General features: G+C 64.1%; 20 protein-coding genes. 8 read left to right on the top strand and 12 right to left on the bottom strand.

Translation table 11 applies throughout. The annotated features are described in order from the left end of the window. The first annotated feature begins 193 nt into the window (after positions 1 to 193). The 3 genes from C479_RS08255 to C479_RS08245 all read left to right on the top strand — a co-directional run bounded on the left by C479_RS08255 (position 194) and on the right by C479_RS08245 (position 3,836). Positions 194 to 1,342, top strand: a complete 1,149-nt coding sequence (locus C479_RS08255; RefSeq protein WP_007700819.1) for a thiamine pyrophosphate-dependent enzyme — start codon at positions 194 to 196, stop codon at positions 1,340 to 1,342. After that, complete coding sequence (locus tag C479_RS08250; protein ID WP_007700816.1) at positions 1,339 to 2,424, top strand: alpha-ketoacid dehydrogenase subunit beta; 1,086 nt, start codon at positions 1,339 to 1,341, stop codon at positions 2,422 to 2,424. Before C479_RS08255 ends, C479_RS08250 begins: the two co-directional genes overlap by 4 nt. 815 nt (positions 2,425 to 3,239) lie before the next feature. After that, positions 3,240 to 3,836 carry a CPBP family intramembrane glutamic endopeptidase gene (locus C479_RS08245; protein WP_241430175.1) on the top strand — a complete coding sequence of 199 codons (597 nt, stop codon included), beginning with the start codon at positions 3,240 to 3,242 and terminating at the stop codon, positions 3,834 to 3,836. 105 nt (positions 3,837 to 3,941) lie between these two features. Here the strand turns inward: C479_RS08245 and C479_RS08240 are convergent, their stop codons facing one another. The 5 genes from C479_RS08240 to C479_RS08220 all read right to left on the bottom strand — a co-directional run bounded on the left by C479_RS08240 (position 3,942) and on the right by C479_RS08220 (position 9,644). Next, on the bottom strand, positions 3,942 to 5,222 hold the full coding sequence (locus tag C479_RS08240; protein ID WP_007700811.1) for a YcaO-like family protein: 1,281 nt from the start codon (positions 5,220 to 5,222) through the stop codon (positions 3,942 to 3,944). Positions 5,223 to 5,256: 34 nt separating this feature from the next. Further along, positions 5,257 to 6,342 (bottom strand): TOMM precursor leader peptide-binding protein, encoded by a 1,086-nt coding sequence (locus C479_RS08235; RefSeq protein WP_007700808.1) that lies wholly within the window; start codon positions 6,340 to 6,342, stop codon positions 5,257 to 5,259. After that, positions 6,339 to 7,253 (bottom strand): SagB/ThcOx family dehydrogenase, encoded by a 915-nt coding sequence (locus C479_RS08230; protein WP_049907170.1) that lies wholly within the window; start codon positions 7,251 to 7,253, stop codon positions 6,339 to 6,341. Before C479_RS08230 ends, C479_RS08235 begins: the two co-directional genes overlap by 4 nt. A 628-nt stretch (positions 7,254 to 7,881) precedes the next feature. Further along, positions 7,882 to 8,775 (bottom strand): ABC transporter ATP-binding protein, encoded by an 894-nt coding sequence (locus C479_RS08225; protein ID WP_007700803.1) that lies wholly within the window; start codon positions 8,773 to 8,775, stop codon positions 7,882 to 7,884. Then, positions 8,772 to 9,644, bottom strand: coding sequence for an ABC transporter permease (locus C479_RS08220; RefSeq protein ID WP_007700800.1), 873 nt, complete (start codon positions 9,642 to 9,644; stop codon positions 8,772 to 8,774). The genes C479_RS08225 and C479_RS08220 overlap by 4 nt, the downstream gene beginning before the upstream one ends. A gap of 222 nt (positions 9,645 to 9,866) precedes the next feature. Here C479_RS08220 and C479_RS08215 point away from each other — a divergent pair, with 222 nt between their 5' ends. After that, positions 9,867 to 10,064, top strand: a complete 198-nt coding sequence (locus C479_RS08215; protein WP_007700797.1) for a hypothetical protein — start codon at positions 9,867 to 9,869, stop codon at positions 10,062 to 10,064. Between the two features lie 57 nt (positions 10,065 to 10,121). Here C479_RS08215 and C479_RS08210 read toward each other — a convergent pair whose 3' ends face one another. Together C479_RS08210 and C479_RS08205 are read right to left on the bottom strand one after the other, a co-directional pair. After that, on the bottom strand, positions 10,122 to 10,901 hold the full coding sequence (locus C479_RS08210; protein WP_007700793.1) for a hypothetical protein: 780 nt from the start codon (positions 10,899 to 10,901) through the stop codon (positions 10,122 to 10,124). Then, positions 10,898 to 11,947, bottom strand: a complete 1,050-nt coding sequence (locus tag C479_RS08205) for an ABC transporter ATP-binding protein (RefSeq protein ID WP_007700790.1) — start codon at positions 11,945 to 11,947, stop codon at positions 10,898 to 10,900. Before C479_RS08205 ends, C479_RS08210 begins: the two co-directional genes overlap by 4 nt. A 737-nt stretch (positions 11,948 to 12,684) precedes the next feature. Here C479_RS08205 and C479_RS08200 point away from each other — a divergent pair. After that, the gene (locus C479_RS08200) at positions 12,685 to 14,292 is read left to right on the top strand and encodes an acetolactate synthase large subunit (protein WP_049907207.1); all 1,608 of its coding nucleotides are present in this window, start codon (positions 12,685 to 12,687) and stop codon (positions 14,290 to 14,292) included. Positions 14,293 to 14,672: 380 nt separating this feature from the next. Beyond that, positions 14,673 to 15,341 (top strand): O-methyltransferase, encoded by a 669-nt coding sequence (locus tag C479_RS08195; RefSeq protein ID WP_007700785.1) that lies wholly within the window; start codon positions 14,673 to 14,675, stop codon positions 15,339 to 15,341. Between the two features lie 21 nt (positions 15,342 to 15,362). On the opposite strand, the gene C479_RS08190 is transcribed toward C479_RS08195, so the two are convergent. From C479_RS08190 to C479_RS08170, 5 genes are all read right to left on the bottom strand, one after another. Next, complete coding sequence (locus tag C479_RS08190) at positions 15,363 to 15,782, bottom strand: type II toxin-antitoxin system VapC family toxin (RefSeq protein ID WP_007700782.1); 420 nt, start codon at positions 15,780 to 15,782, stop codon at positions 15,363 to 15,365. 1 nt (position 15,783) lies between these two features. After that, positions 15,784 to 16,047, bottom strand: coding sequence for an AbrB/MazE/SpoVT family DNA-binding domain-containing protein (locus C479_RS08185; RefSeq protein ID WP_007700781.1), 264 nt, complete (start codon positions 16,045 to 16,047; stop codon positions 15,784 to 15,786). A gap of 178 nt (positions 16,048 to 16,225) precedes the next feature. Then, on the bottom strand, positions 16,226 to 16,654 hold the full coding sequence (locus C479_RS08180) for a hypothetical protein (RefSeq protein WP_007700778.1): 429 nt from the start codon (positions 16,652 to 16,654) through the stop codon (positions 16,226 to 16,228). 112 nt (positions 16,655 to 16,766) lie between these two features. After that, positions 16,767 to 17,054 carry an amphi-Trp domain-containing protein gene (locus C479_RS08175; protein WP_007700775.1) on the bottom strand — a complete coding sequence of 96 codons (288 nt, stop codon included), beginning with the start codon at positions 17,052 to 17,054 and terminating at the stop codon, positions 16,767 to 16,769. A 78-nt stretch (positions 17,055 to 17,132) separates the two neighbouring features. Next, positions 17,133 to 17,441 (bottom strand): hypothetical protein, encoded by a 309-nt coding sequence (locus C479_RS08170; protein ID WP_007700771.1) that lies wholly within the window; start codon positions 17,439 to 17,441, stop codon positions 17,133 to 17,135. A 136-nt stretch (positions 17,442 to 17,577) separates the two neighbouring features. Between C479_RS08170 and C479_RS08165 the strand changes: the two genes are divergently transcribed. Together C479_RS08165 and C479_RS16915 are read left to right on the top strand one after the other, a co-directional pair. Beyond that, on the top strand, positions 17,578 to 18,234 hold the full coding sequence (locus tag C479_RS08165; RefSeq protein ID WP_007700770.1) for a helix-turn-helix domain-containing protein: 657 nt from the start codon (positions 17,578 to 17,580) through the stop codon (positions 18,232 to 18,234). Positions 18,235 to 18,557: 323 nt separating this feature from the next. After that, positions 18,558 to 21,305 carry a S8 family serine peptidase gene (locus tag C479_RS16915; RefSeq protein WP_049907169.1) on the top strand — a complete coding sequence of 916 codons (2,748 nt, stop codon included), beginning with the start codon at positions 18,558 to 18,560 and terminating at the stop codon, positions 21,303 to 21,305. The last annotated feature ends 82 nt before the right edge of the window (positions 21,306 to 21,387 follow it).

The raw sequence follows: 21,387 nt of genomic DNA, 5'->3' as shown, positions 1-21,387 counted from the left end.
CTTATTCGAGTAACATTTTGATCGGCGGACACCCGTCTCGGCTCGTTGACACCGGGTCCGAGGCGCTGTCGTCCGTTTCTCGGTTCCCGTAACCAGCGGGGTCGAGCCGGTTCGTCCACCCGTCAGCCTGGCGGGTGGACGACGAGACATCAAACGTCAAACACGAAACCACCACACCGAACCCACCGAAACGATGAGCACATACGACGAAATCGAATCGACGCAATCGCCCGAACCGACCAGTCCGCCGGAAGACGCCGTCCAGATCCTGGATACCGACGGCAGTCTGCTCCCCGGCGCGAAGCGACCCGACCTCACTGACGAGGAGCTCCTCGAGATGTACGAGGAGCTCGTCCTCGCCCGTCGATTCGACGAGCGAGCGACGGGACTCCAGCGCCAGGGACGTATCTCGACGTACGCGCCCATGCGCGGCCAGGAGGGCTCGCAGGTCGCGACCAGTTTCGCCCTCGACGCCGCAGACTGGCTCGTTCCGACATACCGCGACCACGCCGCCAAACACGCCCACGGACGGTCCTACGAGTCGTTGCTCCAGCACCTCGCCGGCTATCGGGAGGGGTACGCCGTTCCGGACGACGTCAACGCGCTGCCGGAGTACATCCCGATCGGCACGCAGGTGCCCCAGGCGATGGGGCTCGCGTGGGGCTTCACCATGCAGGACCAGCACGACCGCGCCGTCCTGTGTCACTTCGGCGACGGCGCCACCTCCACGGGCGACTTCCACGAGGGACTCAACTTCGCCGCCGTCTACGACGTCCCGTCGATCTTCGTCTGTAACAACAACCAGTGGGCGATCTCGATGCCCTTCGAGTCCCAGACGGCGACGGAGACGATCGTCGAGAAGGCCGACGCCTACGGCGTCGAGGGCGTCCGCGTCGACGGCACCGACCCGCTCGCAGTCTACGCCGTGACCCGGGCGGCCGTGCAGAAGGCCAAACACCCCGCGGAGGGTGAACGCCGCCCGACGCTCATCGAGTCCTGTCAGTACCGCCTCGGTGCCCACTCGACCGCCGACGATCCCTCGGCGTACCGCGACGAGGACGACGGCGAGGACTGGGAGGACCGCGATCCCGTCGAGCGCCTGGAGCGCTACCTCTATCGCGAGGAGATCCTGGACGACGACCTCGCCGACGAGATCGCCGACCGCGTCGAGGACTGCCTCGCGACAGCGATCGAGCGGGCCGAAGCCACTGAGACCGATCCGGGCCGGATGTTCGAGCACGTCTACGAGGAACCGACCGATCGTCTGCGCGAACAACTGGCCGACCTCGACGGCCTGCGCGAGCGCCACGGCGACGAGGCGTTCGAGGAGGTGGGCGAATGAGTACGGCTGCCGACGGACTCGAATCGGCCGGCGACGACGCGGTCGATCAGGAATCCGACGTGGCGACCGATACGATCGATCTCGACGCCTACGACGGCCCCACCGAGTCGCTCTCGCTCGTCGAGGGGGTCCGCGACGGCCTCGAACTGGAACTGGCCCGCGACGACAGCGTGGTCGTCCTCGGCGAGGACGTCGGCACCAACGGCGGCGTCTTCCGCGCGACGGAGCACTTACAAGACGAGTTCGGCCCGAATCGCGTGATCGACACGCCGCTGGCCGAGTCGGCGATCGTCGGCTCCTCGATCGGCCTGGCCCTCTCGGGGATGCGCCCGGTCGCGGAGATGCAGTTCATGGGCTTCGCCTCGCCGGCGTACGACCAGCTGGTGAGTCACGCCGCCGCGATGCGCAGCCGCAGTCACGGCCAGTTCACGCTCCCGATGGTCGTCCGCATGCCCTACGGCGGTGGCATCGCGGCGCCGGAGCACCACTCCGAGTCCAGAGAGGCCGCACTGGTCCACGAACCCGGCCTCAAGGTCGTCACGCCGAGTACACCGACCGACGCGAAGGGGCTCATCGCCGCCGCGGTCCGCGACCCGGACCCCGTGATCGTCCTCGAACCGAAGCGCCTCTACCGTGCGTTTCGCGAGGACGTTCCCGAGGAGCCCTACACCGTCCCGATCGGCGAGGCGTCGGTTCGCCGCGAGGGCGAGGACGTCTCGCTGTTCACCTGGGGGGCGAGCACCCAGCCCGCCCTCGCCGTCGCCGAGGACCTCGCCGCGGAGAACGGGATCGACGTCGAGGTCGTCGACCTCCGCAGCCTCTCGCCGCTCGACATCGACACGATCGCCGAATCGGTACAGAAGACGGGCCGCGCAGCCGTCGTCCACGAGGCCCCGAAGACCGCCGGCGTGGGGGCCGAGGTCGTCGCCACGATCAACGAGGAGGCGCTGTACTACCTGGAGGCGCCGGTCACTCGCGTGACGGGCTTCGACGCGCCAGTCCCGCTCTCCACGCTCGAAGACTTTTACCTCCCGCAGGCGCTGCGGATCCGCGAGGGCGTGCTGGAAGCCGTCGAGGCCTGATGCGTTTCTCCGGTCCGTTCCGGCGACCCTCTCCCATCGCCGCCGGTCGCGCAACCGAACGAATTCCGTCCGTACCGTTGCCCTCACCCGCTTTACGCGGAACTGTCGATTCTGCTTTGTGCGACCTCGTCGACGACCTTCCGGTACGCACGGCAAACCGGCGGTCGGCGGACCCATAACTCGGGAGTGACGGTCGTTCGAGCGTACCGTCTCCATCCGGTCTCTCGTCGTTATTTCGAAATCGAGGGCGAATACACGGGCCGTCATCGACGAGGATCAGCGATTCGAGTCGCCATTCAACCGGCCGTGGTGAATCGGGGGTCGTCGCGGTTCCCCGTCGAGGGTGACACCAGGAAGAACCGTCGAAACGTTAATATAATCGGGTGTAAAAAAGATAGTTTGGTGTAACACACCATGGACGTAGAACTAACGGACGAATCCAGTGATGACAGCGCGGCCGCCGTCTCCAGCGGCGGTTGGTGTACGTGCAGTAGCTACACGACGACGTGTACGTGTACGTGGACGGGGTAGTTGGCTATTCGGTTGCCACGGACTGGTCGCACGCGGGCTCGACGGGCGCCCAGCGAACTGCACCCCATTTTTGATCGGATGACAGGAACCAAACGGAGGCAGGCGACCACGAACCGCTTCGCCACGTCGGGGAGTGCTGGCACTGAAAGCGAGTCGGGAACAACGGGGGGACCGTGCAGCATCGATGCGTCCGGGTCGGGTGTTTCGGACCCTCCGAGGGGCGAACGGAGTACGACCTGCCACACATGGCGTTAGACCCCTCTCCCGCGCCGACGTGGGTACACGTGTTCCTCGGGTTCCCGCTGTTGCTCGTCGGGTACTTCTCGGTGGTTATCGGCAGTGCAACCGCCGCCGGATACGAGTACCGGCCGAAACACGACGACGTATTGTATCTCCCGTTCATCGTGATTGCATCGGCCGCGTTTTACATCAGCGACGTGACGTCCGTTCCCATTCCCGTCGACGGCTGGTTCGTCGTCTTTCTCCCACTGGGCGTGGCGATGTACGCACTCGACATCTTCGTCTGGTCGTGGTGGGTCGGTGTGCCGATCGAGCGAGGGACCGAGGAGACGGTATGGAAGCTCCCGATCGTATTCGGAGCGATCGGCGAGGAGTATCTCTACCGTGGTGTGCTCGCGGTCCTGATAGCCAGCATCGGAACGATCTGGTACGTGGTGCTCTCCGGTGTGCTCTTCGGAATCAACCACTTTTCCAAGGGCCGGAGCGAGATCGTCTTCAAATCCGTCAACGGCATCGTCTACGCCCTCTGTTTTCTGGCGACCGGTTCGCTCCTCGCACCCGTCCTCGCACACGTTGGCTACAACGTCGCGTACGTCTCGTTCGTCGCCGGCGGCGTCCGCTTTCCGACCGTCCACGGATAGGGTTCGACGGGAACCCCGCGATCGAAGACGCGCGATCGCCACTGATAGCGAAACCGGCCGGGACGTAGATAGGCAGTGGAACACCGAGAAGCGACCGGATCGCCGTCAGGCGTAGGGATGCGGTTTGGCGGTCAGCTCGTCTCGTTCGCCGTCGAAGGCCGGATGATTCACCGGGAGGGTTCCCGGCGGCGTAATCGGGACGAGCTCCGGCACGATCACCTTCGTTACCCGCGGCCCGGCGCGAGCGACGTCGGGCGTCGTTACATCGAATCCGATCGGCGTGTATCCGACCCGATCGAGTTCTTCGAGACAGTAGTCGAGTTCGTCTCGCTTGTCCCAGCCGCTCGTCTCTCGATCGGTCGGGCGGGTTTCGTGATCGCCGTCGACGATGAACGCGACCTCGTCGAAGTTCTCCGGTAGCGCGTAGTAGAGGACGTTCTCCTCGAAATTGTCCTCGGCGTGCCCGGGATCGAGCTCCGACGGATCGTGGTTCATCGCGATCTCTGCGATGAACGGCAGTCCCTGGATGCTCTCGACGATCGCACCACGAACCGCCTCCGCGGGAGAGACCGACGTATTTCCGCCGAGGATGAACTTCGGCCGCTCGTCCCGCTCGTTGATCAGTGCACCCCCGACCGACGTCATCGCGAGCGGCGAGTCGTAGACGACCGGCTGGACCGAGATGTGTTCCTGTGGGATGCGTTCGTCGACGAACGCCCGGACGTCCGGCATCGACGAGAGGTCGACGCGATCCGGCGTCTCTTGTCTGCACCACATCTTCATAAACGCGTCCCGCTCGATGAGTTCGTAGAGCGAGCCGAGCAACGCGTTCGTCAACGACGATCCCGCCGCGGCCCCGTTCGAGGTTCCGAGGAACCGCGGGTGTTCGTGATAGTCCGGTCCGAACTGCATCCACACCAGCTGGACCGGAACGTAGACGGCTTCGCCAGTGATGAGGTGCGTTCCCGCGGTCCAGCTGATCTCGGTTTCGTGCGTGAGCGGCGCGAGCCGCTCGTCTCTGATGGCCTCGCTGTAGATGTCGAGATACTCGAAGTCGATGACCGCCTCACGTGCAGCGAGCTCGTCGTAGCTCGCAGTGACGAAGTCGTCCGGCTCGGGAAAACAGAGCGAATACCGTTCGACGGTCTCCCCGATGGCGCTCAGGTACGAACTCTCGAGGGTCTGGCCTTTGCCCCCGAGTGCCAGCTCGAGTTCGCCATCGGCCTCCGCGAGCCACCCCACGCTCGCCGTGATCGGTTGGCTCAGCGACGCCTCGGGCTGTCCCCGGCTCTGTTGGAGGCCGTAGAGGGAATTGATGAGTCCGGTTTTCTTGCCGATCAGTCGCTGGTACTGGGGATCGACGACCGCTCGCCCGTCTCCGCTCATCGATCGCTCACCTCCCCTGGTGCGATCAGCATCGTCAATCGTCCCCCGCCGACTGTCGACTCCCGAGTACCATGTCGTCGAGCGTAATGAACCGGGAGACGTCCGGTGATGGATCACGACCGCAGGCCCCACATCGCGGAAGTTTCAGCACCTCGTTGACCTCCATCGCCAGGTTGAGGGAATTGATCGTGAGGACCCGCCCGGCCGTGTATCCGACACCGAACGCCAGCAGATGCAACAGGTCGAGCGACAGGTGCCCGGCTACCGTGCGAGAAAACATCGGCAGACTGGCCGTTGCAACGTCCGAATCCTCCCGTTCCGTCTCGAAGGTTTCGTAGCCGCCGATGTTCGAGACGTTCGAGAGCATCCGTCGATGAAAACACTCGTAACAGGCCGTTTCGCCCGGGAACATCGCCGGTCCGACGATTCCGTCGAACCCACGAATCTGTCCGACGATCCACGGCGTCCCCGTCTCGATCGCGTACTCGTTGACGTCCCGGATCGTCTTCGACGGGCCGTCGGCCAGGTACGCGACGAAATCCGCGTCGTCGACCGCGCCGGGCAGTTCGTCTTCGGTGACGGCGGTGAGGCGATCGTCGTCACTACCCGCTGCCGGGAGCTGCTGGCCATCGAGCCCCGCGTACCCGACCGCCGCCACTCCCATCGCGAGCACGTCTTCCGCGACGTGTGCGCCCATTCGACTATCGTCGACGATGAGGATGGACTGTTCTTCGAGTCGTCGTCGCTCTCGCTCTCTGAACCGGGATTTCAGTACCAGATGTGAGTACATCGGCCCGTCTACCGCGTCGGCATCGTAGATAGCGTTGCTATCCGCCAGCGCGTAGAGCACGTCGGCGACCTCGGATCGTTGATCCGCTTCGAACGCCGCAAATATCTCGTCGATGTGCGTCTCCCCGTCGATGAGATCGAAGAGAGCGCCGATGTCGTCGTCCTCGTCGATGTCCGAGATCGTGTAAATCGGCCCGGACCACGGTCCCGCTCGAACGTGAATGGTGTTGTCGTCCAGCATGACCGGGACGAGTTGCGGGTTGAAGACCGGCCGTTCGAGTTCCTCGCGCACCTGTTCGATCGTCTCGGTGTCGTTGCTATCGTCAGTCATTGGTTTTCACCGTCGGCCCCGTGACCGACACAGAGTGTGTAAACGACCGCTTCGTTGACGCCGTCTACGTCGAGATACTCGTTTACCGAGTCGTCCTTGAATGCGGCCACCGGAAGGGAAACCAGCCCCATCGCTGCGGCGGAAAGCAGGATGTTCTGTCCGAGATGCCCGGACTCCTGGAGAATGTATCGATAGCCGCGTGGACCGTACTTCGCCATCGAACGCCAGAACGCCCCGGTGAGCATGAAGACAATGGACGACGTGGCGGGATCGAAGACGTCCTCGGACAGCGCGAACAGGTCGTCCATTCGGTCCGGTAGTTCGTCGTCACGATTGAGCACGCGCAACTCGTGGTCGTCAGGGACGTAGTAGTAGAGCCCACGATCGAGGTCGTCGTCACCGTGTACGACAGCGAGGTAGATCTCGACCGGGTAGAGTGCTCCGCCCGAGGCGTACGACCGGAACTCCTGCAGTACCGTTCCCTCCTCGCCGATGGGCCGTTCGGCACTGACGCCGCAGCTATGCTTGAGCAGCGTCGAGAGTTGCGACAGTGAGAGCGATTCGCCCGCCTGTTCTCGGACGCTTCGCCGTCGTTCGATGGCCTCGGTGAACGACCCCCCGAGCGAATCGGGCTCCGGCAGGTTGATCGTTTCGTACCCGTCGTAGTCCGGCGACAGTTGCGCTTGCATGTACGCATAGCTCGGATTCTTCGTGAAGGCTGCGGCGGACGGACCCAGTTTGAGGTTCGTTTTGTCGCTGTACTTCGTGTTTTCGTGAAACAGTTCGGCGAGGTGTTCACCCCGGAACTCCTTTGCGACGAACTCGTCGAGATACGATTCGTCCATCCGGAGTTGCGACGGTTCGTATCCCTGGCTACGGAGTTTCCGTAGGGAATTTACGTCAATTTCCATCACCACCAACTCCTAGAAAGGATCCCCCTTTCTTCCCCTGTGAACTGATACTACTTGCATTCCAATCATCGTCGTAACAGTATAAATTCAGATATAAGTAATTTGTGGTGGTATTCAGCAAATATTATTCGACAAGACTGCTCGGTTCAGTCTGGCCGAACTCCACAACGTGACTGCTGGAACCGTACAGCTTGGCGGATGAGACGAGACACGAGCTAACGCGGCGGCTTGGGATGAACACACTACCGTGGCGGAACTGATGGGACGATGTCTCGCTGCACAGAACAGCCAATCTGGACCACGCACCGTTCGAATCCCGTACGTACTTTCTCCAGCCTTTCTGAGCAGGTCGAGACGCCGGCCCCCTCTCGGAATCGCGGAGGGCGTTTACCGTGTGGGAGTTTCGCAGCCCGACTGCCGTGCTGGCCCACCTGACTCGCATCGCTCGTGGATCGCCACGAAACTGTGTTCGGTGGCCCTCGACCTGATCGCGCGGACATTTTCGTCCGCTCGTCTCCCTCGGCGCTGATCACGGTGGGTGTAACCGGTCTCGTCCGTCGAGTGCAGTCCGAGACCGGCCCACCGAAAGACGGCGCAGTCGGCGATCGATGGGTCCGCCGTACGGTGATTACGGTCGGCGGCTCTGTGAGTAATAGTTAAAGAGGTCGGTGAGCGTCGGATCGACGGTTTCGATCGAACTCACGGCGCCAGCTCCACCGTCGCAACTGGCCTCGGCGATCGCTTCGACGGTCGAATCGGGAGACACGAATCCTCGCACCTGTTCCCCATCGTCGAACGTCCGTCCATCGACGAGGTTCGATCGAAGCGCTTCCGAGAGTGCGACCTCGGGAATCCGGACCACCGATGGCAGCTCCGCGAGCAGCGTCTCGGTGTCGCCGGTCGAGGTAATCTGCCCGTCGCGCAGGAACAGCAGTCGGTCCGCGACTTCGATGTCGGACGGCAGGTGGCTCGAAACGACGAACGTGGCTCCATCCGACCGAAGCGAACGAATAATACTGTGCAACTTCTGCACCATGGCCATGTCGAGTGCGGCGGTCGGTTCGTCGAGGAAGTAGATGGTCGCGTCGATGCTGAGTGCTATCACGAGTTCGAGTTTTCGACGCATTCCGCCCGAATACTCGCCGACGGGCGTGTCGAGATCGTCGACGATCTCGAACGCCTCGGCGTACTCCTCCCACCGAGCCGTAAATTGCGGATGCAGCCTCGAGTAGAACGTGATGTTCTCTCGGCCCGTGAGCGTGTCGATAGCCATCGTGTTCTGAAGCAGGAAACTCACGTCGATCGAACTGGACTGGATCGGTCTGCCGTCGAGGGAAACCGCGCCATCGCTGGGCGGTTCGCTTCCGGCGAGGATCGACATCATGATGGTCTTTCCTGCGCCGTTCGGGCCGAGAACCGCCAGTATCTCGCCCTCTTCGACGGCAACATCGACGTCGTCGAGAACGACCCCCGTACCGTCGAACCGTTTCGTGATGCCGGTCGCATCGAGCAACGCCGTCATTCCCACGCACCTCGCTTGTACATCGAGTACCGCATCGCGAGTAACCCCGCCGTCAGGAAGACGACCGCGTAGAGGGCCAGGAGGCCGAGGTAATCGGGACCGACGGGCATCTCCGGTGGCACCATTCCGGCCGCTTCCCAGGGCGCCCCGTCGGCGGGTTCGGGATCGATCTCGACCATGTGGTAGGACAGCACGCGCGTGGCCAGTGAATTCGGCAGGTAGTTCAGGAGCGAGAGATCGCCGGCGAACGACGACGGCGCCGTGCCGTTGAATCCCGTCCCGAAGTACGAGATGAGCGCGATACTCAGCGAGATGATATTGACGTATTGCCCGTTCGTTGCGATGACGGCGATAAACAGCGCGAGGACGATCCAGATCAGACTACTCAGCAGAAAGGCGCCGACGACGATGGGAAGCGCCGAGAGCGAAGAGAGACTGTAGGATGCGCCCGTCAGGACGCTCACGACCAGCACGAAACAAAATGCGATCGCAGCCATCAGGATACTCGCACACGATCGACCGATGAAATCCGCGGAGGGACTGAGTGGCAACGCTCGAAACGCCGAATACCGTCGCTGCTCGATGTCGTCGGCGAGTTGCTGGCCAAACGCGTTCAGACAGACGATGACGGCACCGAAAACCCCGTATCCGATGGCAACGATCCCCATCACCGCGGGTTCCACTGCCGATGGAACCTGATCCAGATCGATGAAAACGGTGATCGTCATCAGGTAGAAGAGTGTGGGGAACCCGAACGACCAGAACAGCGCGGTGCGGTTGCGCGTTATCTCCAGAAGGTGTCGGGTAAAGAACGAGTGGACCTGTCGAATCCGCCGTCGGTCGCCGGTTGTGTCTGTGTTTACCGACATTATCTCCTGCGTAATGTTATCAGAGCTTCTCATCGGATATATATTTATCCATCGGAGAAGAGGTACGGAAACTGGGCCACAATCACCCGGTCCGGGCCAGGCGCTGTGACCCCGAACCTGACCGGACAGGCTGTATGCGAGCTATCAGCCACGGACACGGCCGACTACACCTTCTCGACAGGAACCCAAAAATAATGGTGTTCGGGGGATATAATTACCAGCATGCCACCCATCACCGACGACCAGCTGTTCGCCATTATCGTCTACGCAGCCATCGGGCTGTTGGGACTCCGTCTCTGGGAGCGATTCGTCGGCCAGTCCCGGGTCGTCGAGTACGCGTTCGACGCAGGCGTCGTTATTCTCTGTCTCTCAGTTCTCGGCGTTGGCTACCTTCGTCTGCAACGATACATCTCGGTGTGAGAATCGCGCAGCGTTCGCAACTCTGCCCACCGCAGGAACGAGTGCAGGACGACAGTCTCAGTAGTGGCCCATGACGCCTTTCTTGCGGGCGCGGTTGAGGAGTGCGATGAAGATCGCGTACCCGATGGCGAGAAACGCGATGGACTGGCCTACCAGCAGTGCGAGGTCGGCGGCGGGAAGCTCGTAGAGTCGTTCGCCGCCCTCCATCGACCGTTGGAGGAGCGCGCTCCCGAGGGAGATCGGGAGCCACTTTAGCCACGGGAACGAGTCGACGGGTGCCGCGATGAGGCCGACGAAGAGGAACTGAACGATCGTGAAGATGTTCTCGACGCGTTTGAACAGTAACGCGAGCCCGCCGAGTATCAGGCTGATGGCGATCGGACCGGACAGCGATAACACCAGAATCGGCACGATCGTCAGCAGATCGATGTGAAGGGTCACACCCGTCGTCAGGACCATTAGTACCAGTATTATCCCGCCCCAGACGAACGTCTCCAGGATGAACACGATGATAATGGTGGCGTTGATCGCACCGAAACTGTATCGGGACATGAACAGCTGCTCGAGCGTTCCCCACTGGGCCTCGTCGATGAGGCTCCCGGTGTAGGACTGATAGGCTCCGACGGCCATCGTCCAGTAAAAGTAGCCCACGATGATCCCCTCGAGGTGGTCGGTGATGGCAAACTGGCTGAACGCGTTCCCGGCGAAGAAGATGATGAGAAAGAACACGTAGATAGTCGCGATCTGTGAGACGGTGTTGAATGGATATCTCTTCAACAGTGCGATCCGTTTCCGTACCTGGGCGCGCAAGAGGACGTAGCTGGCGTTCGGATTCACGGTCGTTCCTCCGTCGTTTCGGTGAGGTGGAGATACGCGTCTTTCATGTCCGGTTCGACGTCCTCGATCGAGACCGGAACGGCACCGGTCGTTTGCAGGTCTCCAATCAGATCGTAGAGGCGTTCTCCGTCCGGGACGGTGACTTCGAACGAAACCGTTCGATCGGTGACCGTCCAGTCGCTAATGTCGTATCTCGGTGCGAGATGCTCGTGGAGCTCGTCGGGGTCGTCGATCGTCACTGCCACCTGGTAGGCCTTCGTCTGGAACAGGTCGATCAACTCGTCGACGGAGCTGTCGGAGATGACGCGTCCGTCGTGGAGGATGATGACGCGATCGCAGACCTCCTGGATGACGTCCATGTCGTGGCTGCTGATAACGACGGTCTTCCCTTCGTCGCCCGAGAGTCGCAGGAGTTCGGCGCTGAGGATTTCGGATGCACGCACGTCGAGTCCGAGTGTCGGCTCGTCGAGAAACAGGATCGACGGTTCGCGCGCTAGTACGCACGCGATAGACGCCTTCTGTTTCATGCCACGCGAAAGTTCGTTGACGGGTGTCGAAGCTCGATCCGCAAGATCGAGCAGTTCCAGGTACGCGTCGTGTCGGTCACGGGCCGTCTTCGGATGAATTCCCTGCAGGCTCGCGAAAAACTCCATGTTCTCGCGCACCGAGAGTTTCCAGTAGATGTTCCGGGCGCCTTCGAGCGTCGCGCCGACGCGATCGTACCGGGCGCTCCGCCGTTCGTCGATACCGATTCCATCGACGAGGATGTCACCAGCGTCCGGGGTCACGAGGCCGAGAACGGACTTGATGATCGTCGTTTTGCCCGCACCGTTCGGCCCGAGCAACCCGACGACCGACCCGTGTTCGACCGAGAAGGAAACGTCGTCGACTGCGTGGACGGCGTTCTCACCCGAATCGTACGTTTTCTCGAGGTTGCGAACCGTGAGCGCAGGATCTCCGGAAACCGGCGAGTTCGTCGCCACGTCGGCCGCTACGGACGGAGCCGACTCGTGTTCGTCGTCCGTGGCTGATTCGATTTCGTTCATTGGGTATTGCGACCGAACGTCATCTATCACGTCTGATCGATGACGTGGGATGGTTTGCTGGCCCGCTTCGATTACGTCCGAATTCGGGCGTTCTGTTGCTATAATTTTTTTGGTGTCTTTGCAGTAAGACATCGGCCATCAGTTCTTGATCTATGACATTCTACAGAGAGTCTCGTATTGCGCCCCAGCTCCTTGTGAACGTCACTCGATCCAGCCGTTGGAACGTCGTTCGTAATTTTGGTCGGACCGGAACTGTCTAAGGGTCCGTTGGGGAGGGTGGCAGCCGTATCCATTGCCCGGGCTCGGCCGGGTCGTTGCCACGGATCAACGAGGGGCCGCTGTCCGCACCGAGAGAACTGACTACCCGTACGATGGGTTTCGAACCCCGTCTGGTTTTACTGCCCGAGGCACCTCTTCTACAGGCGCTGTGGATCCCCCAGGGCGTTCTGGAGGCCACCGAGGCCTGAATCTACTGAATTAGTTCCCGCGGACCGGCGCCGTTTCCGTCGTCGACGGGTTTCTCGCTACCGAACGAATTCCGCCCGACACTTTTGGCCTCACCGGCCCTACGTGGGGCCGTCGGCGTCCCGCTCTGCGTGCGCTCGTCGACACCCAACCATGGCGCTCAGCAAATCGGCGACCCACGGCCCTGTGCCATCGCGAGTGAGACGCCTTCGAACGTGCCCCGACCGGCGCGCGAGACGCGCCGAACGGGGCCCGGACCGGGGGTGGCGAGTGTGACCTCCGCGTCGGATCTCCTCGTCGCCTGTCTCGAAGCCGAGGGCGTCGAGACGGTCTACGGCGTTCCAGGCGAGGAGGTGGAGGACCTGCTGTTCTCGCTCCGGGCGTCGTCGATCGAGTTCGTCCCTACCAGACACGAACAGGGTGGGGCGTTCATGGCTAACGTCCACGGCCGGGTGACCGGCGAGGCCGGCGTTTGCCTCGCGACGCTCGGTCCCGGTGCGACCAACCTCATCACGGGTGTCGCCGACGCGGAACTCGACAAGAGCCCCCTCGTCGCGATCACCGGCCAGGGCGGGCGCGAACGCTTGCACAAGGAGAGCCACCAGGCGCTGGACGTGGTCGACGTCTTCGAACCCGTCGTCACCTGGAACGCCCAGATCGCGGCGCCGGAAACCGTCCCCGAGTCGGTCCGCAAGGCGTTCAAGCTCGCCGAGTACGAGAAGCCGGGCGCGACGCACCTGGAACTACCGGAGGACGTCGCCGCCGAGGCGGTCGAAGGGGGGTCGGTCGACGCGACGCCGATCTTCGAATCGGAGCAGGTTCGCCGCCCAGACCCGGACGACGCGTCCGTCGAGCGAGCCGCGTCCGTGATCGACGCCGCCGATCGACCGATCGTCCTCGCGGGCAACGGCGCCGTCAGGACCCGGGCGGCGGACCACCTCCGCAACTTCGTCGACCACCTCGACCTCCCCGTCGTCGCCACCTACATGGGCAAGGGCGCGATCTCGGATCGCGACCCGGCCTCGCTGATGACGCTCGATTCCGGACCGGAGGGAGAGGCCGAGCGGGCGATCGAACGCGCCGATTGCGTGATCGCGGTGGGCTACGACATCGCCGAGCACGACCCGCAAGTGTGGAATCCGGACCTCGACACCGCGATCGTCCACGTCGACCACGAACCGGCGGAGGTGTATCGCCACTACACGCCCGACGTCGAACTCGTCGCGGACGTCGGCGCCGCCCTCGAGGCCGTCGGCGAGCGGATTCCGGCAGAGGCACACTCGCTGTGGTGTGCGGACCGTCACGATCGCATCCTCGCACAGGCCACGTCGCCGCCCGTCGCGGATGATCCGATCACCGTCCGGAACGCCCTCCCGCTCCTGCGCGAGGCGATGGCCGACGACGACGTGCTCGTCTCGGACGTGGGCAGTCACAAGATGGCGATCGCGCAGGCGTTTCCCACCTACGAGCCGAACACCTGCATCGTCTCGAACGGCCTGGCGAGCATGGGTATCGCCGTTCCCGGCGCGCTCGCTGCCGATCGTGCCCTCGACGCGAACGTCGTCGCCGCGACCGGCGACGGCGGCTTTCTCATGAACGCCGCGGAACTCGAGACGGCGACGCGACTCGACTGCGGCTTCACGGTCGTCGTCTTCACCGACGACGATTACGGCCTGATCTCCGAAAAGCAGGTCGACCATCGCGGCACGTCCACCGGAACGGGGCTGGGAAACCCCGACTTCGTGGCCTTCTCGGAGAGCTTCGGTATCGAGGCGTATCGGCCCGGGACGTGGGACGAGGTCGAATCGGCGTTCGCGGAGGCGGTGCCTTCGGACGAGCTCGCGTTGATCGAGATCCCGCTTGAGAGTTCGCAGGCATAATCCGCCCTGAGTACCCTTCGTCTGGTCGGGGCGGGTTGAAAACCGCGATAACAGCCGCCCTCTGCTGCTCGTTTTGTGGGGTCACCGTCCCGCCCAGCGTACCGGAGGGGTTTTGTAGCGACGGACGTTCGTCCCTCACAGACGGCACGGTCAGGCGACCACCTTTCGACCCGCGTGGTTTCCACGTGTGGTTACGGTTGACTGACCTACCCCGTCTCTCTAACAGTCTGAGCGACTGCTCTGTCGTCAGCGACGTGCACTCTTCGAGCGGTGCCGCGGGGCGGTCTGGCGGCCGTCTGTAAGCGGACCGCCCCGAGTGTCAGCGTCTGACTGTCTCCAGATCCCCGCTGCTTATGTCTCTCTCCGCCCTCGCCTCGCGCATGCCCAGCTACATCGACGAGGAGGCCGAGCGATACGTTCGGGCGCTCGGTCCCGAACACGACGACCTGCACGCGGAGATGGCGGCGTTCGCCGACGAGCACGACTTTCCGATCATCGGCCCGGATGCGGGCGGCGTGCTTCGATCCTACGCCGCTGCTACGCAGGCCGAGCGGGTCTTCGAGTTCGGCTCCGGCTTCGGCTACTCGGCGTACTGGTTTTTAAAGGGGATGGCCGACGACGGCCGGATCGTCCTCACGGAGATCGACGAAGCCGAACTCGCGAAGGGCGAGGAGTTCCTCGCCAGCGCCGGCCTGGCCGATCGCGCCACGTTCGAATGCGGCGACGCGATGGAGATCGCCCACGATTACGCGGGGCCGTTCGACGTCGCCCTCATCGACCACCAGAAGTCACGCTACGCCGACGCGTTCGACCTGATCCGCGACGAGCTCGCGCCGGGCGGCGTCGTCATCGCCGACAATATGCTCTACGGTGGCCACGACTTCCACGACAGTCTGGACTACGTCACGGGCGACGGCGACCTTCCCGACGACGAGAACGCCCGCGGGATCGTCGCCTATCTGGAAGCGGTTCGCGGCGCCGAGGGCTTTCACACCTCCATCCTTCCGGTTGGAAGCGGTCTCGCGGTGACGGTCAGAGACGTGGCCTGATGGCGGCGCCGACGATCCGATCTACCGTTCGAGGATGATCGTTTCGATCTCGTCGATCTCGGCGAAGTCCGGGTCGCCACTGTAGAGGCGCTCGCAATCGTCGTGGAGGGTGGCCGTCGCGACGTGTATCGCGTCCGCGTACGAGAGCTCACACGACCCTCGTTCGTAATACTGGAACCTGATATCGGCGGCTTCGGACGCGACCTCGTCGATGAGCGGCATACTCTGGATCTCGTCTGCACTCGTGAGAATCCGGACCGCTTCGTCCGCGCCGTCGTCTCCGTCGACACACCGGATTCGGTATCGGACCTCCGCGACGACGGTCGGCGCGATCAGCCCTCCCGCCTCGGTCGTCGCGTCTCGTATCACCGCTTCAGCAGCATCGGCCGCCTTCCCGTCGAGCAGGTACTCGAGCCACACCCACGAGTCTACGAAGTACATCTCACGACTCGAACCCGGCCTGGTCGGCCCAGGCTCGTTTCGATGCCGCTCTCATCTCGTCCAGATCGATGTCGTGATCCGCGAGTCGGTCGCGAAGTGCGTGCAGCTCTGCCATCGTCGATCGCTTCCGGTGGACGGTGATCTGCCCCTCGTCGTCGAGGACGAACTCGATCTCCGTTCCCGCGTCGAGTTCGAGTCGCTCCCGTATCTCCTTCGGGATCGTCACCTGCCCTTTGCTCGTGACGCGCGCCTCCTTTGCGATCATCTCTTCTCTTACGTAACAATGGCTTCCTTACAATTGAGTGTTTTCCTTACTTCGATCGGTCTGATCGTCGTTTACTCCGAACCGGCCGTTTCAGCCACTCCGAGTGCGTACGCGCCGCTGTCGATATCGGTTTCGTCGAGGCTGGTGCCACCCGACTTCTACCCGCTTGGCACCGGCCTCAAAGTGGCGGGCCCTGATCGATGTCCTCACCGGATCGAATCGCCTCGATCTGCTCGTCGATCTCCGCCGTCGCGAGTTTCACGAAGTTCTCCGTCGGGAGTCCGGCGTGGACATCGATCGTGATCATCGCGTCACAGTCCGCGACGATCTCCGGCGCCCACCAGCCCCGGGCCAGCTTCGAGACCTCCGTGACGACTGCCGTCGCCTGAACGGACGCCTCGTCACCGTCCCCACTCGTGTCTTCGACAGGCTCGACGGCAATAAACGCCGTCGCCCGGTTCCACAGTTGCGGCGGGCTCGTCGAGACTTCGACGAAGAGGTCCGCGAGCCGCGTCTCTTTTACCGGCTTCTCCTGGAGTTCGTCGCGGAGCTCTTCGAGGGCGGCGATCTGTACCTCGGTCGGCAGCGGTCCGTCGTCGCTCGTCATCGTGCCTCCGGTCGATCGTACACGTGACTGCTCACGGGCGCCGTTCGGGGGCGACGGCCGTAACTGTTCGGCTACATCGATGTGGGCCGGCTGGGGCCGGCGGTGAATCGCCTCACTCGATCTGCAGGTCGCCGTTCCCGTCGCCGCCGGTGGCTCCGTCTTCCGGCCACTCGAGTTCGAACTCGACGCTGCGTTCGCCGGGGCCGTCTGCCGGGCCTTCGCGTTCGGCTTTCACCTCGAACGTGGGTTGTGCTGGCGGGTCCATGGTGACCGACTCGCTTCCCGCTTTCAGCGTGATCGGCTCGCCGCCGTCGAGTTTGTCGGCGACCGATCGGAGTGTCGCCGCGATCTCTTCCCGGGAACGGCTGGCCTCGGATTTGAAGAGCACTTCTTCGGGCATATCCACCAGTAAGGGCCCGATACGGATGAACTATCCGGTGGCGGGTGTCGAGCGGTCGAGTCCGCGCGCGACGGACGCTTACGCGGGATCACTTCGAGCGGCGAGCCAGCACCCCATCGCACCCATCAGCGGTCCCGGAAGCATCACGGCGCTTACGAGGCCGTAAAAGGCGACGCTGTCGGTCGGCGGCACGGTCCCCAGAACGAGCGTGTACCCGACGACGAGCGGAATCCCGACGAGCGCGACCGCGATTCCACAGAGGACGACGACGAGATCGATCGTCACGGCTGCCCACCCGACCGATCGTCGGTGCGTCGGCGTTCCCGATTCGGTGGCTGGATCGGTTCGTCTGCGGCCCTGACTGTCGTCGGTCTCACGTGGCTCCATCCTGCATCACGGGCGCTACTAAGCGCCGGCCGCAGTAGTCGCCACTCCCGCATATTTCTCGTGGGTTTATTTGGGACGTTCACCGCTTCGGCGGTCGGTCCCAACGATCTTGTTGTACCGCTGCACATCGCATCGCATGAAACGCGTCCGCCTCACTGTCCACCCGGGCGGCCTCGACCTGCCCGCCGCGTTCGAGGCCGTCACCGGCGCTCGGGAGCCGTTCGCCGAGGTCGAGGTCGTCAACTGGAACGTTGGGCCGCCCGACGCGGCCTTCCTCCTCCGCGTTCGTGGCGACCTCGATCGCTTCGAAGCCGCGCTCGCGACCGATCCCGCCGTCGAGGACCGTGAACTCGTGGCGATCGATTCCTCCGAGGGCTACTGTTTCGTGGCCGGCGTCGGTTCGAGCGATGCGCGGGCGTTGTGGGAACCGTTCGCTCGCGGGAGCCTAATGACGGTGCCGCCCGCCGAGTGGAACGGGGATGGCAGTTACACCTTCGCAGTCGTCGGTCGAGACGCCGACATCCAGGCCGCCGTCGAGGCCGTCCCCGATGTCGTCCGCGTCGAAATCGAATCGGTCGGCGGCGAGCGACTGGCGGCGGACAGCGTCGTTCGCCGACTGACGACGCGCCAGCGCGAGGCCGTCCAGCGGGCGATCGAACTGGGGTATTACGACAGTCCGCGTGAGGCGACCGCCACGGACGTCGCCGATGCTCTCGGCTGTGCGACGTCGACTGCGGCGGCTCACCTTCGGAAGGCGGAGGCGACGCTCGTCTGCGGGCTGTTCGACGGCTGAACGACTTCGGAGTGTCCCCTCGCAGGACGAGTGGACCGGTGATGGGTCGACCGCGGTTAGGTCGCCGTTCTTCACGCCGTCGACACCCTGCCCACGGGCCCGAGCGTCACCCTTCCGAAGGCACCTGGCGGCCGCCGGCCGATTTTTCGTCACCCGTCTTCGCGACCCAAAGTTGTCATTCTGCGAGAAAATAACCATAGGTTCTTATAATTATGTATGGGTATGAATGACTGTCACGCCAGATTGGCACTGCGGATTTCGGACACGACTCGATTTTGGTCGGTCCGGCTGTGCCGGTGGCCGTGATCCCCTGGCTGAGAGTCATGACACGGAACACAGACGCCGACGACAGCACGCATCGCTTCGACCGCCGAACTGTGATGAAACTCGCGAGTGTCGCGGGTCTCGAGGCAGTGTTCGGAACCGTCTCCGGGACGGCCGACACGTCGGGCCCCGGCCCGATCGACCCGGATCGCGAACCGCCGTGGGACGCCCGCGAGGGGGCGCCCGATCGGTGGGTGCGCGACCGCTGGTTCGTCGCGTTCGACGCCGAACCACGGGCACGCGGCGGCGGTCCGAGCACCCAGGCGAACGAACGAGCCCAGTTCCGCGCCGACGTCCGGGCCGAGGGCCTCGGCGTCACCGAGCGCCACGACTTCACTCGCCTGTGGAACGGGCTCTCGGTGACCGCCGAGTTCGGCGACGCCGTGGCGATGACGGCGCTCGACAGCGTCGCCGCCGTGTACCCCGTCGCGATCGTCGATCGCCCGGAACCCGCGGACGCCTCGCCAATGCTGGAGACGGCCCTGTCGATGACCGGCGCCGACGCCGCCCAGTCCGAACTCGGGTTCACGGGGGACGGGCGCTCGGTCGCGGTGATCGACACCGGTATCGACTACAATCACCCGGACCTCGGCGGGAGCGGCGACGGGTCGGTCGTCTACACCGCCGAGAGCGAGAGCGACCGGACGCTCACTGGTCCTGCGGGCGACGTCCACCCGCGGATCAGCCACGGCTGGGACTACGTCGGCGCGGGCTACGACGCGGGTGATCCGGGGGCGGACGAGCCGAACCCGGACCCCGATCCGATGGATCCGCAGGGCCACGGCACGCACGTGAGCGGTATCGTAGCCGCCGACGCGGCTGGCGAGGAGGGTGTGACAGGCGTCGCACCGGATGCGACACTCGGCGCGTACAAGATCTTCGACACGGGCTCTAGCACCGCCGAGATCATCGTCGCCGCGATGGAGGATGCCTACGCGGACGGGATGGACGTCATCAACATGTCCCTCGGCGCGAGCCTGCAGTGGGGCCAGGCGTACCCGACGACGGCGGCGAGCAACGAACTCGTCTCGCAGGGCGTCGTGGTCGTCAACTCCGCGGGGAACGAGGGGGAGATGGGCGCCTGGAGTATGAGCGCGCCGGCGAACGCCCACGACGTGATCAGCGTCGCGAGCGCCGAGAACACGCATCTGACGGCCAACGGCTTCGAGGTCGACGGCATAGACGACCCGGTCCCGTACCTCGAACTCTCCGGAGCCGAGCTACCGCCGACCGAGGGTGAGTCGGCCCCGCTGGCGCTGCCGGCACAGAGCGAGATCGGCGGCGAGACGGGCTACTTCGGCTGCGACCCGGCCGACTTCGCCGACTTCCCCGAGGGCCACGTCGCCCTGATCCAGCGCGGCCACTGCGCGTTCGCCCAGAAATACGAGAACGCCGTCGCTGCGGGTGCGACGGGCGTCGTCATCTTCAACAACGTCGCCGGGCTGTTCAGTGGGACGATCGCAGACGCGGGCGTCGAAGGTGTCTGGGGGGCCGGGATCAGCGACACCGGCGGGGCGGCACTGGTCGACTTGCTGGAATCGGGCGAGACGGTCACCTTCGATTTCACCGAGGAGACGTTCACGGTTCCGAACCCCAACGGCGGGCTGCTCTCGTCGTTCTCCTCGTACGGCCAGGACGTCGAACTCGCCTTCGGCCCGAGCGTCACCGCGCCCGGCGGGCTGATCACGTCAACCTATCCACTCGCACAGGGCGGCTACGCAATGCTCTCGGGCACGTCGATGGCCGCGCCGCACGTGGCGGGCAGCGTCGCGTTACTACTCGAGGCCGAACCCGACCTCGACCCGCTCGACGTCCGCGACCGCCTGCAGAACGTGGCCGAGCCCCAGCCGTGGTCGCTCGCGCCCGACATCGGCGCCCTCGACCACTCGTTCCGACAGGGCGCGGGCATGATCCAGGTCGACGACGCGATCACCGCCGACCAGCGCGTCACCCCGGGCCAACTCTCGCTGGGCGATGGCACGGCGGCTGAAGCGACGGTGACGCTCACCAACGACGGGGAGGCCGACATCACGTACGAACTCGGGCACGCGGGGTCCGTCGGTACTGCCGTCAACACCTTCTCGCCCGGGTTCTACCTGCCCGGAAGCAGCGTGTCGGGGCCGAAGACCGTGACGGTGCCCGCCGGCGAGTCGGTCTCGGTCGACCTGACGATCTCGGCGCCGGGGTACGGACTCCCGAACCACCAGTACGGCGGCTACGTCGCGTTCAGACCGACCGACGAGGTCAACGACGTACTCCGGATCCCCTACAGCGGCTACGAGGGGGACTACCAGGACCTCCCGCTCTTGGGCTACTACGCCGCGGCCGACGACTTCGTCGTGCAGGAACCGCGCTTCCAGGAGTCACCCGACGACCCGGACGCCGTCGCCGCCGTCGAGGCCTTCTTCGGCCACTACCCGCAGGAACTGCACGTTACGGCCGTCAACGAACGGACTGGCCAGTCGTTCACCGTCCTCGAACAGGAATATGCACCGCGGAGTCCCGACCCCGAAACCTACTACGAGTACGTCTGGGACGGTCGGACACGGGCCGGAGAGAGCGACAACCGACGACCGGTTCCGCCGGGGACGTACACCCTGACCGTCGAGGCGCTCCGCGCGCTCGGCGACCCCGAGAATCCCGACCACTGGGATACGTGGGAGTCACCGACGTTCCGCGTCTCGCCACCCGGCAAGCGCGCGCCTGCGACGGGTGAGGCCGCTTCTGGGCTGCCGGCGGACGAGTAATGTCGGCGCCGTAATCTGTCGGTCGTTGGTACGACCCGCCGTTTTCGTCCGTGTCTTCGTCCCGACCCGCGAAATCGCGACC

The sequence above is a fragment of the Halovivax asiaticus JCM 14624 genome (assembly GCF_000337515.1).
Taxonomy (GTDB): Archaea; Halobacteriota; Halobacteria; order Halobacteriales; family Natrialbaceae; genus Halovivax; species Halovivax asiaticus.
This window is presented reverse-complemented; position numbering and strand designations above follow the sequence as displayed.

Excerpts from the sequence above, each read along its gene's own strand:
- C479_RS08255 (WP_007700819.1), top strand. The coding sequence starts at position 194 with ATGAGCACATACGACGAAATCGAATCGACGCAATCGCCCGAACCGACC.
- C479_RS08250 (WP_007700816.1), top strand. The coding sequence starts at position 1,339 with ATGAGTACGGCTGCCGACGGACTCGAATCGGCCGGCGACGACGCGGTC.
- C479_RS08240 (WP_007700811.1), bottom strand. The coding sequence starts at position 5,222 with ATGAGCGGAGACGGGCGAGCGGTCGTCGATCCCCAGTACCAGCGACTG.
- C479_RS08235 (WP_007700808.1), bottom strand. The coding sequence starts at position 6,342 with ATGACTGACGATAGCAACGACACCGAGACGATCGAACAGGTGCGCGAG.
- C479_RS08230 (WP_049907170.1), bottom strand. The coding sequence starts at position 7,253 with ATGGAAATTGACGTAAATTCCCTACGGAAACTCCGTAGCCAGGGATAC.
- C479_RS08225 (WP_007700803.1), bottom strand. The coding sequence starts at position 8,775 with ATGACGGCGTTGCTCGATGCGACCGGCATCACGAAACGGTTCGACGGT.
- C479_RS08220 (WP_007700800.1), bottom strand. The coding sequence starts at position 9,644 with ATGTCGGTAAACACAGACACAACCGGCGACCGACGGCGGATTCGACAG.
- C479_RS08215 (WP_007700797.1), top strand. The coding sequence starts at position 9,867 with ATGCCACCCATCACCGACGACCAGCTGTTCGCCATTATCGTCTACGCA.
- C479_RS08205 (WP_007700790.1), bottom strand. The coding sequence starts at position 11,947 with ATGAACGAAATCGAATCAGCCACGGACGACGAACACGAGTCGGCTCCG.
- C479_RS08195 (WP_007700785.1), top strand. The coding sequence starts at position 14,673 with ATGCCCAGCTACATCGACGAGGAGGCCGAGCGATACGTTCGGGCGCTC.
- C479_RS08190 (WP_007700782.1), bottom strand. The coding sequence starts at position 15,782 with ATGTACTTCGTAGACTCGTGGGTGTGGCTCGAGTACCTGCTCGACGGG.
- C479_RS08185 (WP_007700781.1), bottom strand. The coding sequence starts at position 16,047 with ATGATCGCAAAGGAGGCGCGCGTCACGAGCAAAGGGCAGGTGACGATC.
- C479_RS08180 (WP_007700778.1), bottom strand. The coding sequence starts at position 16,654 with ATGACGAGCGACGACGGACCGCTGCCGACCGAGGTACAGATCGCCGCC.
- C479_RS08175 (WP_007700775.1), bottom strand. The coding sequence starts at position 17,054 with ATGCCCGAAGAAGTGCTCTTCAAATCCGAGGCCAGCCGTTCCCGGGAA.
- C479_RS08170 (WP_007700771.1), bottom strand. The coding sequence starts at position 17,441 with ATGGAGCCACGTGAGACCGACGACAGTCAGGGCCGCAGACGAACCGAT.
- C479_RS08165 (WP_007700770.1), top strand. The coding sequence starts at position 17,578 with ATGAAACGCGTCCGCCTCACTGTCCACCCGGGCGGCCTCGACCTGCCC.
- C479_RS16915 (WP_049907169.1), top strand. The coding sequence starts at position 18,558 with ATGACACGGAACACAGACGCCGACGACAGCACGCATCGCTTCGACCGC.